Here is a 12,382-nt window from a genome sequence, read left to right as displayed (position 1 = left end):
GGAGGTGGTGAAATGAGATACAAGGATTTTTATGTGAGAATTACACCAGACAAATATATCCCCAAAGTTGACAAGAAAGGCGATAAAATTCTCTGTGAGGGCTTTTTGATACAGGTTTTCGCTGACGAAACCGAGCAGGTCGAGATATACAACTTTTCTGCGGCTGTGGGGTTTGAGATACTGGAGAACAGCTTTACGGAGGCGGTGCAGTTGGCGAAGGATTTTGTGGAGTGTGAAGAAAAGCTATGTAAAAATGACGCATATTGATTTCGTACCATAAAACTATACTATTCGTACCGACTTTTAAAAATGTGTTGAATAAATGTAGTATAATATAACAAATAAGATTTTCTTGAAAAATAAAATTATATTTTGTCGTAAAAGTCTGTATGTGTAGAAAGTTGAAATAATCATACGCTTGTCGAAACGAAAAGTGCATAACAATATTATTAAAAACGCTCTATTTAGTTTTATAGTAAATATACATTTGTAGGATAGACAAATGTCCAAGAAGGAAGATATGAATGATTTTTCTTAGCGGAATTCACGGTTCAGGCAAATCGTATCTGTGTAAGGAATTGAACAAGTACAATATTCCGACTTGTTCAGCCAGTCATCTGGTTGCTAAATATAAAAAAGAAGCATACAGTTCAAATAAGTTAATCAATAATATAGATGACAATCAGTGCGTTCTCATAAAAGCTATGAATTCTTTAAATGATGGGAATCCATATATTTGGGATGGACATTTGTGTTTGCTTAATGGCGATGGTGAAATCTGTAGAATTAATAGTGACGTTATAATTAAATTGAATCCGAAAATTATCATAACTAAGGTGTCAGATCCTAATGAGATTTTTAAAAGGTTAAAGGATCGTGACAATCAAAAATATAATATAGACTTTCTCAAATCGTTTCAATATGAAGAAATTCAATATGCAAAAGAATTGTCTAAAATGTTAAAAATTAAATTCCTGACGATCGATGATGATTTTAAAATTGATGAAATAGTAGAAATAATAAGGAGAGTGTGATTTATGGCAGGCGCATACAAATGGAGATTGTTGTCTGAATGTGATATTAATGATCCTTTTTTTGATTCACTTAAATACGATTATCCTGAATTTGAAAATTGGTATTTGAAAAAAGCTAGAGAAGAAAAACAGGCATTCACATATATTGATGAAAACGGATTAGGTGCTTTTGTAATGCTTAAATTTGACGAAGTAGAAACCATACAAATGCAAAATGGGAAATTGCCAACATGCAAACGTCTGAAAATAAGCACTTTGAAGCTATCAGATAGGGTTCAAGGTAACCGTTTGGGAGAAGGAGCTATTGGAATTGCTCTTTGGAATTGGCTCGAATCCGATGACGAAGAGATTTATGTAACCGTATATGATAAGCATATGAAATTAATTGAAATGCTTAAAAAGTTTGGATTTATATTGGCCGGATATAATCCAAACAATGAAGGGATATATGTTAGAAGTAAAAAGGAGATAGATTTTTCTACTCCATACACATCTTTCCCATTTATTAACCAAGATCAAAACGAATTTGCATTACTTCCTATTGATGAAAAATGGCATGATAAATTGTTCCCATACTCTGAATTAAAGAATACCAAACAAGAAACAGAAGAATTTGCTGCTGCAAATGGAATGACAAAAACGTATTTATTCTTTCCTTACAGTGAGCCAGTTTACAAAGAAAATCAGCCGATACTAATTTACCGAAAGTTTGCGGGTGAAAACAAAAAATTTAAATCCGTCATAACATCGTATGGTACCATTGTAAGGTGCATTAAAATTAAACAAAATTATGTAGAGTATATGGCTTTGGAAGATTATAAGGTTTTGGTTGGAAATAAATCTGTATTTTCATCTGAAGAGATTGAGTCATTTTATTCACAGCGAAATTTATATGTTCTTGAGATTGTATATGATCATGCTTTTGGTGAAGGAAATAATGTGAACTACTTCACATTAAAAAATAATGGAATATGGAAAGATGGTCATCCATTCCAGGCAATGTATAGTATGTCTGATTTTAAATCAATACTTTCCTATGCAAAACAGAACATCGGGAAATTAATCAAATAGCCTTGAAAACACAATTCAAAATATGATATAATGATATTGGAGGTGGTAAGGGTGTGTAAAGTTCTTATGTCAATTAACCCTGAACACGTTGATAATATTATGTCAGGGAAAAAAGTGTTTGAGTATAGAAAAGTAAAATGTAAAAGAAAAATAGACAGTATAGTTATTTATTCAACGGCTCCTGTTATGAAAATTGTTGGTGAGGTCGAAGTTGTAGGTTTGATTGAAGGTACACCTGAAGTTGTATGGAATCAAACTTGTATTGGTGCTGGGATAAATAAGAATTTTTTTGATTTATATTATCATAAAAAGAAGACTGCATTTGCATACTGCCTAGGCACAGTTAATTATTTCAAAAATCCACTAAGTCTTTCTGATTATGGATTAAAAAACGCACCACAGTCTTTTGTTTATTTGAATTAACAGCAAAGAGAGGGCTTGTAATGAATTGGGAAAAGCTTTTGTGTGAAAAACGTCAGACTAGATCTAAATATCCAAGTAAAAAAGATCTTCGCAACGAGTTTCAAAAGGATTATCACAGAATAATATGCAGTGCGTCATTTAGACGTTTGCAGGATAAAACTCAGGTTTTCCCTTTGGATAAAAGTGATTTTGTGCGCACAAGGCTAACCCATTCTCTTGAAGTTTCGTCATTTGCCAAATCATTGGGACAGACTTCTTTTCAGTATTTGATCGACAAAAATATCGATAGTGAACTTACTACGGAAATAAAAGATAACGTTTGCAGTATACTCGAATGTGCAGGGCTGCTGCATGATATAGGCAATCCTCCTTTCGGACATTTTGGTGAAGATTCCATCAGAAACTGGTTTGAAGCAAATCTAACGAAAATTGAATTTGACGGAACTACGCTTGATCGGTATTTAGACGAGCAGATGAAAAGCGATCTGCTTCGTTTTGAGGGTAATGCCCAGGCTCTTCGCTTGCTGACAAAGCTGCACTATCTTGTTGATGAAAACGGTATGCATCTTACTTATGCTTTGCTCAATACGCTGATAAAGTATCCGATTTCATCTTGTGAAATAGATAAGCACAGTGGTAATATCAAGACTAAGAAGATGGGATATTACCTTGCAGAAAAAGAGCTTTTTGAAGATATTACATCTTCGACCGGTGCAGCAGGTTGCCGGTATCCACTTACATATTTGCTTGAAGCCGCCGATGATATAGCTTATCTGACAGCTGACATAGAGGACGCAGTTAAGAAAGGATTCCTGAGTTATGATCAGCTTCTTGAAGAGTTAAGAAGTGAGAAATACATAAGTAAATGCGCCGATGAAGATGAGAGAAAAAATTATACCAATATGATCGATTGGTTGGAAACAAAATATCAAAATGCTAAAGCTAAGAAAATAGCAAATCCCGAGCTTAATGCGGTTCAGAATTGGGTTATCAGTATACAGGGAAATCTTTTATACTGTGCTTCATATGGTTTCACAAGAAATTACAGAAGTATAATGGAAGGCACATTCACTAAAGATGTGCTTTCTGTATCACGTGGAAATGCTCTGTCAAAGGCTTTAGGGGGTATAGCATACGAGTATGTTTTCCGTTCTAAGCCGATACTTAAAATGGAGATCTCAGCGGGTAATATAATCAATTTTCTGCTCGACAATTTCATTCCTGCGGCAATCCATTATGATACGGAGGTAAAGCTTTCACCTATGGAGGACAGGCTTATGTGTATGATTTCCGAGAACTACCGCCAAATTTACACAATATATTCTGAGGGTAAGAGCGATAAAGAAAAGCTGTATCTCAGACTGCTTCTGGTAACTGATTTCGTCTGCGGTATGACTGATAGTTATGCTAAAAGGCTTTATCAGGAGTTGAGTGGGATCGAGTGATTGTATAATTATTGAGAGATTTTCAAGGAATGATAATTGTATATTATTCTATTTAGATGATAAATAGGTAAGTGATTATGAATATAAATAATCTTTATTGACAGCATTGACTTAATTATTTAAACGAACAATAGCCTTCTAGTTATTCTGTTAGTTGTTGTGCAAATCAGCCAACTCTTGGTGCATATATATTTAACCCTAACGTTTTGAGAATTTTAATTATTAATTAGCTGGATATGGTGTATTGACGACATTTCATTAATATGGTATAATTAACTTATCATTGAAAATAGGCTGCTATAAATTATACATTTTAGGTAGCAACGTTCAATTTGGGACTATATAATTTGGAGGAGGATTGAGATGGCTGATTATCAGGTGACCAATGAAGAATTCTACGAGTTACTAGATGGAATTTTTAATGAGGTAGAAACATCATCCGATGAGGAAAAAAAGATAAAAAAGCAGATTGTTTTTTCCGCATTCTTTAACGACTATTGTAGCGATGATACAAATAATAAGGAGAGCGTTGAAATCTGGGACAATAATGTTGATGCACCTAGCGAGTTCTTAGTTGGGAAAAAATGCATTATCATTAAAGACAGTATCTTAGCTTTAGTTAAAGCTAGTATAAATGCTGGTTTTGTTGACGTATTGTTTAAAGGTGTTACAGGTACAACACTTCCTATACTTATAGGCACTTGCGCATTTGAACTATATGAATTGTTTCGAAACGCAAGTGAGTTGGATGATGGAGATTTTTGCGTGTATTTTCAGGCAATGACGCATCATAAAGAACATGGAAAACAGGGTTTCTCATTAAGCGAATTGAAATCATGGTTGCCTAAAGATTCAAATATTACTTGTAATATGCATAATTCTACTTGGGTATGTGATTATTACAACGCAGATGATGATAGTTGTGACTTTTGTGATGACGGTAAAATAAAAGCAGCTATGACCTCCTTAGAAAATAAGAAATTGATAATTAAGAAAAAAAAAGATGACGGTACATACCGATATCATTTTAAGTATTAAATATAATATTTATTATAATTCTGAGGAGTGCAGATATAAATGTTTATATCAGGGGAAGAAGAGTTTCTTGCGTTCAGTATGGTGAACGATGACAATAAGAAAGACGTATTAAAAGAACTATGCACATATTTATTTTCGGATGAATATATAGATTTTTTTGAACAAGATGCAGATAATCAAATTTTAGATTCAATTGAAGCAACATTTTCACATTCAATAATAGGTAGGTTTGTAAAACTTTTGAATAAGATTAGTTGTCCTTTTACTTTAGTTGTAGAACCTTATTATATTGATCAAAGTTACAGAGATACATTTTATATGTATTATTCCAATCAGCACTTTTCTGTCAATAGATCATCTGTGCGATTATCATTTATAAATGGTATGTACTCTAGAGATGCTTTTTACACAGCCGAAATAGAACAATTAAATCAAGATTTTATTGGAAGTTGTGTAATCAATCCGTTAGTAAAAGGAGCGATAGGAAGAACTTTGTTTTCTCCACATTTTATACCTTTTAGTGAAACAGAGTGTTACATGAGATTATCAGCGTTCAAATTAAATATTTTTGGGCGTCCTCTACAGGTTAAAGCATTTCCATATCGTTCTCAGGATCAAGAAACAATGCGATGTGCTGAAATAACAATGCTAAATATATTTGATTATTATTCAAATTCTTATAATGATTATCGAATTGTAACACCTAGTAATATTATCTCTTGTGAAGAAAAGCATAATTATGAGCGCGTTTTACCATCTCGCGGAACGACATATCCAATTTTAACCAAAGTAATGTCAGAGTTTGGCTTTGCTCCAAGATTATATACATTGTTTGGCATGGATAATAATGTATTCTCTTCTTTGACAAAAAACGATAAATTAAGGAGAATACTGCACTATTATATAGAATCTGGCATACCAGTAGCTGTCAATCTTACATCTACCGTCCAATCTTCATCTAATGAAAATCATTCAATTGTATGTATAGGGCATGGAAAGTCCAAAAGTGACCTTTACAAAAGAGCAAGCAAAAATTGCTATATACCATATAAGAATAGAAATAATAATCATAAAAATCCTATAATAAACTCCGCTGATTTTTTTGAGGATTATGTAATTGTTGATGATAATGTTCCGGTATATCAAATAAAATGCTTTTCAGCTTTTTCAAAAAATATGCTTGTTGATGGATTATCGGTCCCTTTATATAAAAGGATGTTTATGGATGCGGTGGATGCAGAAACAATTTTTCGTGATTTATTATATGATGATAATTTTGGCTTTTCTGTATATTCAGAAAATATATTGGACGAAAATGAAAAAGTAATTTTTAGAATGTTCATGGCTTCTTCTAAAAGCTTAAAAAATTACAGAGTGGCAAATTATAATGATATTGAACTGAAGCATTACTATGCTTCAATACCAATGCCACGCTTTGTATGGGTTTGTGAACTATATAAGGAAGATGAGTATTTTAATAGTAACGACGAAAAGAAGGCTTTTTGTGAGTACATTATTGATGCTACTTCTGCACCAAGTCGAGGACCAAAAAGCCTTATTTTAATGAGGTTTCCTGAGTATTTAGCATTTAGATTGCCATTTCAAAACGATATAAATATGTCACAGTGGCTAGGACTTCAAACAGATCCTCGATTTATAGGATATTCTAAGAATCTTTTGAAATTTTGAACAAGATTGTTATTTTAGTCTCATACATCATATAATAAATTTTGGGGTTGACAAAATTCATGAAATGTGATAAACTTATATGTGCCTTGTGGCTAAACCTGTTTTGAGAGACATATTGTTTTCAATAGATACCTATATAGTGCCCTAATGAAAATGATAGTGTTTTTTAGTTTTTTAATAGTGAGGTTTTTATGAGAAAATTAAGTAGATATATTCCAAAAGAATTAAGCCAGTCGGCTGGAAAAATCAAGTTGATTGATCCTCCAAAGGGACGCATTTCTTCTAAAGCAGCTTATAGATTAGAGCGTAGTATTTCCGTTCAGCTTACGTCGAATGAATCTGAAAGTTTAAAAAGTTTAGCTTATGCAAAGCGAAATGAGTATCAGTAAGTATAGATATCAAAAGAAGAACATTAATTTGCTTGGTAAATATTAATTAACTACATTGCTTGATTTGAATTATTACTAGACTCAGCTTTAAATTGCACATAAACATCCGTCTTGTGCGGTTTATTCATTTTTGTTATGTTATCAATTTATTTGAAGCTTATTAAATAAGAAAAAAACAAAAGTATGTATAATTTTATTTGAATAAGGCATAAAATTAATGTCATCTATTTCATAGTCCCAACACAACAACACTTAGGAAGTCCGTAGAGTTTATCTGCGGACTTCAAATTTTATCTAAAAAAACAGTGACCATGTTTGATTGACCAAAAAGCACTCGCTGAAATGCTCTTTGGTCAGCCAAGCATACCGCTTGACCGAGTGTATGTAAAAACAATCCGTAATCGTATTGATTTTTTTGCTTGCGCTATATAATGATTTTTCCCTTTGGCGCACGAAACATCTGCAGTGACATTCAAACAATGGGACTACATTACGACAATGTCGGCTCGAAGTTGACGCCCTTGCTTTGTTACTCTCACAGGTAGCTCAGCACCACAGTGTCTATACTCGCTAGTGTCCATCACGGCGCAGTTGTTAGTGATTTCGCAAAGATTACACATCATTATGTCTTATTCTGAGTCCAGCCGAAAGGTCCTTAAGCCTAACGGGGATATATATTAACCGCTAAGGTTAATTACAATGAAAAAAATAAAAGTGCTTCACAGTCCGCGGACGTCAAACTACACAAAAAGCCGTGGAATCTATACTGATACTACAAAAACCAAAAAGTCACAGCGTACTGTAAGCATTACAAAAGAGCTTACACAACTTCTGATTATGTTTCAGTTAGCACAGGAACATGACTTCACTTATGCAAAAAACAAAGGCGAAAAAATCACAAAATCAGGCAGACTTTTCACCAAAAGGGACGGAACGCCAATGCACCCGAATACACCATATGGTTGGCTCAGAGTTATGTGTGCAGCATCTAGGTTGCCTTTCTATGGCGTTCATACGTTCAGACATCTCAACGCCAGTCTGCAGATAAATGCTGGCATAGACGCTGTAACTGTATCAGCGACACTAGGTCACTCAACCCCAACTACAACGTTAAACATATATAGTCATTGCTTTGAGGAAAACAAGACGAAATCAGTCGACATTGTCAATACTGCTCTCGGTGGTTTCATTTGACATCGTATCTATCAGCTCAATATTGGCAACTTGGTATAGTGCTTCCATTGCCACCAAGTCGGTTATTGATATACCAAAAAGCTTTGACAAAACAATAAAATGCCGTGTTATAGCTTCCGTAGATAGGCTTCGCCCGTCCTCTATGTTTTTGAGATAGCGGTCTTTAACGCCAAGCTCTTTAGCAATGTTTTCTCGTGTAAAGTGCATATCTGTACGCAATCTTATCAAATATTCTCTTCTCAACATAAAAAAGTTCTCCTAAAATTATCTAAAAAAAGGCAAAAGGGCCAATTTCAAAAAAATCAAAAGCCATATATATTACTACATATTCTGAACTAAGTAATATAACAGAATTACTCTATCTGACCTTTTTTAGATATTAATACAAAGTGGGTTATAAATATGACGGTGCAAATCAGGGACTACCCCCATAATAAAATATAATCGGCTTATATAATAAAAAATTTCGTAAAAAGGATTGACAAATTCCGTTCGAGGTGTTATTATATAGCTGTTTGAGTTGTGAACTCCCACGAGAACACAAACCATTTGAGCAGGACCTATTGGATCTAGGTCCTGCTTTTTTTATGCAACCTTGTTTACGAGTGACGATGAAATATGTATTGTCCGTATAATCTCCTGCTCTAGTTCGTTTGAGCTGTTTGCGCACCATGGACCTGTCAATAAGCACCGCTATGACCTTTGACACTTCTGCCCTACTCAGCCTGATGAGCGCAGAAAGGTCATTAAGCGACTGATAAAATCTTGCTATATCATTGCACATGAGTTTGCAGAATACTGCATACACATAGAAAAGCTTTGGTGACAATTTGGCAGAGTACGCCTTACGATTATTCATAAAAAAATAGTTTTTGCTCAGGTCATAAGGCTTCAACGCATAGTGATATGCCCCTAAACGCCCCTCAGAGCCGTCCAAACGAAATTATATCCATTTCTTCAAGACGGCACACAGAGCGTTTTACGCTTGATACAGAGCATTTGCAGGAAGCAGCTATAGTTTCCTGCTTAATGCAAACTTCATAGCCGTTGCTGCTACGCTTGGTATGAGAGCTGACAAGGCTATATAGTTTGCAGGCTACGGCAAAATCTGTGTAATTGCTTCTGAGGTCCGTTATAAAGCTGTTTGGTATGCGCATTTTCTTTCCTCCTTTCCAATATATTTAGGCAACAAAAAAAGGGCCTGAAATTCAGATCCTTAAGCATAGTTTATAAATAATCACCCTATCTTTCATTATTTCCAACATAAATTTATCATGTTCCTCAGCTGACAAAAATACAGTATCGTCAGTGATAATATCGATATCCTTCTGAAATGTATCCTTAAGAGTTTCAAGCATACCAAAATACCTTATACCTATTTTGGAGGGCAAAATAGGTATATATAAATCGATATCACTATCTTTATTGGCTGTATCACGGGAATACGAGCCAAAAAGATAAATCTCATTAAGCTCAAACTCTTTCGCAACAGGAGCGACTAAGTGCTTTATTTCATCAATGCTATAGATTTTGTCCGTCATAGATAAGCACTCCTTTCTTGTCTATTTCCTGTTTAAGAAATACGCTGTGAATATCATCATAATCTACAACATCACATTCAGAAGTCATTTATTTTCTTAAATCAGCGGCAATATCAGCAAACTTCCTGTCAGAAGCATATTGTACCGCAATATCTATGTCATTTGTCGGGCGGCACTGCCATGTTACTGCGCTTCCAAACACAATGACCTTCTTTATTTCTGAGTTGCTCTTAACATACTCAAGTAATTTCTGAATATCAGCCTGCTTTGTGGGAAAAATGTGTTTTAAGACGTTTTCATCTCCACTAGCTCTTACGGGAAATACACTCACAACTGACACCCCCTTATTATTTATCTAAAGTATACTCTATACCTTGCGCTAAGTCAAGACTTTTATCCTTTTTAGATACAGTTTTCCGTTAGCTGTGAAAGTATGTGTGCAAGAATGAAAGAAGAGCTGTTCTACAGCCGTGAGGACAAGCCGGAGAACTACACTATGAAAGAGTTGAAGACTATGATCTGGAGATATTATATGAGTTACTGGACCAACAGAAGAATCTGCACCGCCAACGGTGGGCTGCCTCCGGCAGCCCGAAGAAAGCTCTACTATGATCATATCTTTCTCGTTGCATAATTCTTGTTCGAATAAAATGTGTCAAGTGATATTGACAAAACCAGCTATCTCCTTTTCCCTCACCGCTTCAAACTCGGCAATGACCATTGACAGGTCCTCATCATGAGAAATAGGATACCAACCTGTGTTATAGTCAAGGAGCGTAACTGTATTTTTCTCTTTGTCGATTTTTGAAATCGTGTAATGGCGTTCGCCATAATCTATTTCATCACCAACTGCAAAAGGTATCTCAACTTCCGTATCTTCCAATGTCGAATTTTCAAAGAAAGAGAGTTGTTCTGCATTATTTTCCTTCTGCATACCCTTGACAATATTGCGACTTTGGTGTATAATAACATTAGGGTCAAGAATGTTTAAGCCCTGGGATGATTGTAGTCCCAGCACACTGAACAGTTCTTGACTTTTTTGTTCACTGTGATTAATGTAAAAATCATTATCATAGTGTTTGACAACTTTGAACAAATCTGATATACTAATATTAGAACCTTTCAGGACTGAACGAGCTAGCTGTTCTTCAGTGAACTCTATGAGCCTGATAGGCTCTATTTTTATGTCTTGAAAATTGTACATTCTCATAAGTGTACCTGATTGCCCATTTGCAAATTCTTCAACCGTTATTTTCGCAAGGTATGGTTTGTCATCAACTCTGCATACACCATACAATTTGTGCATAAAAGCTGTATTGTATGCTTTGTTTGAATTGTTTCTTTCAGAAATAAAACTATCAAGTAAAATACTATTCTCAACAAGCTTTGGCAACTGATATAGCATATTGTATACAGTTGTATCTTTGTGTTTAAACCCATATTTGACGGAGTCTTCTAAACCATTTCTGCTTATCTGTATATTCCAAGCAGTATCATTATTTGTAAAAACTCCACGTACTATTGTCTGATTTTTTATATCCTCACGAATTTTCTTAAAGTCGACGTTATAGTTTGAAATTGAAAGAATTTCTGCCCTTGTTGTTTCTTTATCTCTCCACTCGCCGTTTACAGCTCTATAAAACGGCGATTTTTTTGTGTATGTCATTTTCAAACCTTTCAGCCCAATCCTTTGTCAGCTGTAATTCTTCCGCAGTGAAATTGAGTACGCTTTTTCTTAGCTCTATCGAACGAAGAATATCAATATCCTGCTGTGTAACAGAATAATCCTTGTATTCAATATTTTCCTGCTGCATACCCTTGACAATATTGCGACTTTGGTGTATAATAATATTAGAGTCAAGAGCGTTTAAGCCCTGCGAGAATTGTAGTCGCAGCACACTGAACAGTTCTTGACTTTTTTGTTTGTTTATATACAAGATATTATCTGCTTGTAACTCTAGCTCCAAATGTCTGTCAAAGTTTTCTCTCCCATATACACTTGTTATAAAATTTGAGCTTACTCTTCTAAGATTATAATTTCCATTACCACTTGGACGGACACTTACGATTATAGGCTCATTATCAATATCAATTTCTGATGTTACAACTACTAAACTATCCTGTCTTGATAATGAGTCATATATCATTACTGGATCTGCAAGCCATTCAGGTAGCTTTTTTATTTGTTCTGTAGTTAAGCAATGTGTATGCTTTTCCAAATCTTTTGGTTGAACAACTTTTTTCAAATGTTTTTGCGTATAAAGCATTGGAAGTTGCTCACAGCCAACGTCAAGCAGTATTTGAGGTGTATCACATACCTTCAAGTCATTGTATCGGCAGAGTTGTCCTGGACTTCAACCGCTTGAACGTTCTGCCTTGAATGCTCTATTACACTTTGAGAGTAGTAGTCTGCTACTAAAGATGATATATGCTGTAGCTCATCGGGCGAATATCGGACGCTTACCCAATGCCGTATGTTATGTTCACCATTTTGTGCAGCTGCCACCACAGCCTGTTTTAATGCAAGTATCTGTTCTTGCGAAAACTTAAGCTTTATA

17 protein-coding genes are annotated in these 12,382 nt (G+C 34.7%); 10 read left to right on the top strand and 7 right to left on the bottom strand.

All coding sequences use genetic code 11. The annotated features are described in order from the left end of the window. The first annotated feature begins 12 nt into the window (after positions 1 to 12). From OCV57_RS09145 to OCV57_RS09105, 9 genes are all read left to right on the top strand, one after another. Positions 13 to 267, top strand: a complete 255-nt coding sequence (locus tag OCV57_RS09145; protein WP_267301269.1) for a hypothetical protein — start codon at positions 13 to 15, stop codon at positions 265 to 267. Positions 268 to 524: 257 nt separating this feature from the next. Further along, a complete protein-coding gene (locus tag OCV57_RS09140; protein ID WP_267301268.1) occupies positions 525 to 1,034 on the top strand; it encodes an ATP-binding protein in 510 nt (169 codons plus the stop codon). A gap of 3 nt (positions 1,035 to 1,037) precedes the next feature. Further along, a complete protein-coding gene (locus tag OCV57_RS09135; protein WP_267301267.1) occupies positions 1,038 to 2,105 on the top strand; it encodes a hypothetical protein in 1,068 nt (355 codons plus the stop codon). Between the two features lie 51 nt (positions 2,106 to 2,156). Next, entirely contained in the window at positions 2,157 to 2,528 is a 372-nt protein-coding gene (locus tag OCV57_RS09130) for an ASCH domain-containing protein (RefSeq protein ID WP_117865725.1), read from the top strand. Positions 2,529 to 2,548: 20 nt separating this feature from the next. Beyond that, the gene (locus OCV57_RS09125) at positions 2,549 to 3,973 is read left to right on the top strand and encodes a deoxyguanosinetriphosphate triphosphohydrolase (protein ID WP_267301266.1); all 1,425 of its coding nucleotides are present in this window, start codon (positions 2,549 to 2,551) and stop codon (positions 3,971 to 3,973) included. Between the two features lie 363 nt (positions 3,974 to 4,336). After that, on the top strand, positions 4,337 to 5,011 hold the full coding sequence (locus tag OCV57_RS09120) for a hypothetical protein (RefSeq protein ID WP_267301265.1): 675 nt from the start codon (positions 4,337 to 4,339) through the stop codon (positions 5,009 to 5,011). Positions 5,012 to 5,050: 39 nt separating this feature from the next. Next, positions 5,051 to 6,700: a hypothetical protein gene (locus OCV57_RS09115; protein ID WP_267301264.1), complete on the top strand. Its 1,650-nt coding sequence runs from the start codon at positions 5,051 to 5,053 to the stop codon at positions 6,698 to 6,700. Between the two features lie 191 nt (positions 6,701 to 6,891). Then, a complete protein-coding gene (locus OCV57_RS09110) occupies positions 6,892 to 7,089 on the top strand; it encodes a hypothetical protein (RefSeq protein WP_267301263.1) in 198 nt (65 codons plus the stop codon). Positions 7,090 to 7,788: 699 nt separating this feature from the next. Then, positions 7,789 to 8,283 carry a tyrosine-type recombinase/integrase gene (locus OCV57_RS09105; RefSeq protein WP_267301262.1) on the top strand — a complete coding sequence of 165 codons (495 nt, stop codon included), beginning with the start codon at positions 7,789 to 7,791 and terminating at the stop codon, positions 8,281 to 8,283. Here the strand turns inward: OCV57_RS09105 and OCV57_RS09100 are convergent. From OCV57_RS09100 to OCV57_RS09085, 4 genes are all read right to left on the bottom strand, one after another. Next, the gene (locus OCV57_RS09100) at positions 8,242 to 8,529 is read right to left on the bottom strand and encodes a helix-turn-helix domain-containing protein (RefSeq protein WP_267301261.1); all 288 of its coding nucleotides are present in this window, start codon (positions 8,527 to 8,529) and stop codon (positions 8,242 to 8,244) included. The two genes, OCV57_RS09105 and OCV57_RS09100, sit on opposite strands and share 42 nt — an antisense overlap. 677 nt (positions 8,530 to 9,206) lie before the next feature. Then, a complete protein-coding gene (locus OCV57_RS09095; RefSeq protein WP_267301260.1) occupies positions 9,207 to 9,440 on the bottom strand; it encodes a helix-turn-helix domain-containing protein in 234 nt (77 codons plus the stop codon). A gap of 51 nt (positions 9,441 to 9,491) precedes the next feature. Further along, positions 9,492 to 9,824, bottom strand: coding sequence for a nucleotidyltransferase family protein (locus tag OCV57_RS09090; protein WP_267301259.1), 333 nt, complete (start codon positions 9,822 to 9,824; stop codon positions 9,492 to 9,494). 88 nt (positions 9,825 to 9,912) lie between these two features. Continuing rightward, positions 9,913 to 10,155: a nucleotidyltransferase domain-containing protein gene (locus OCV57_RS09085; RefSeq protein ID WP_267301257.1), complete on the bottom strand. Its 243-nt coding sequence runs from the start codon at positions 10,153 to 10,155 to the stop codon at positions 9,913 to 9,915. A gap of 102 nt (positions 10,156 to 10,257) precedes the next feature. Here OCV57_RS09085 and OCV57_RS09080 point away from each other — a divergent pair, with 102 nt between their 5' ends. Beyond that, a complete protein-coding gene (locus tag OCV57_RS09080) occupies positions 10,258 to 10,458 on the top strand; it encodes a hypothetical protein (RefSeq protein WP_267301255.1) in 201 nt (66 codons plus the stop codon). Positions 10,459 to 10,479: 21 nt separating this feature from the next. Here the strand turns inward: OCV57_RS09080 and OCV57_RS09075 are convergent, their stop codons facing one another. The 3 genes from OCV57_RS09075 to OCV57_RS09065 all read right to left on the bottom strand — a co-directional run. After that, positions 10,480 to 11,490 carry an LPD3 domain-containing protein gene (locus OCV57_RS09075; protein ID WP_267301253.1) on the bottom strand — a complete coding sequence of 337 codons (1,011 nt, stop codon included), beginning with the start codon at positions 11,488 to 11,490 and terminating at the stop codon, positions 10,480 to 10,482. Then, positions 11,459 to 12,091: a MuF-C-terminal domain-containing protein gene (locus OCV57_RS09070; RefSeq protein ID WP_267301252.1), complete on the bottom strand. Its 633-nt coding sequence runs from the start codon at positions 12,089 to 12,091 to the stop codon at positions 11,459 to 11,461. The genes OCV57_RS09075 and OCV57_RS09070 overlap by 32 nt, the downstream gene beginning before the upstream one ends. A 53-nt stretch (positions 12,092 to 12,144) precedes the next feature. Beyond that, on the bottom strand, positions 12,145 to 12,382 hold a 238-nt coding region (locus tag OCV57_RS09065; RefSeq protein WP_267301251.1), incomplete at its 5' end, for a hypothetical protein.

The sequence above is a fragment of the Hominimerdicola aceti genome, from assembly GCF_025567495.1.
Taxonomy (GTDB): domain Bacteria; phylum Bacillota; class Clostridia; order Oscillospirales; family Ruminococcaceae; genus Hominimerdicola; species Hominimerdicola aceti.
This window is presented reverse-complemented; position numbering and strand designations above follow the sequence as displayed.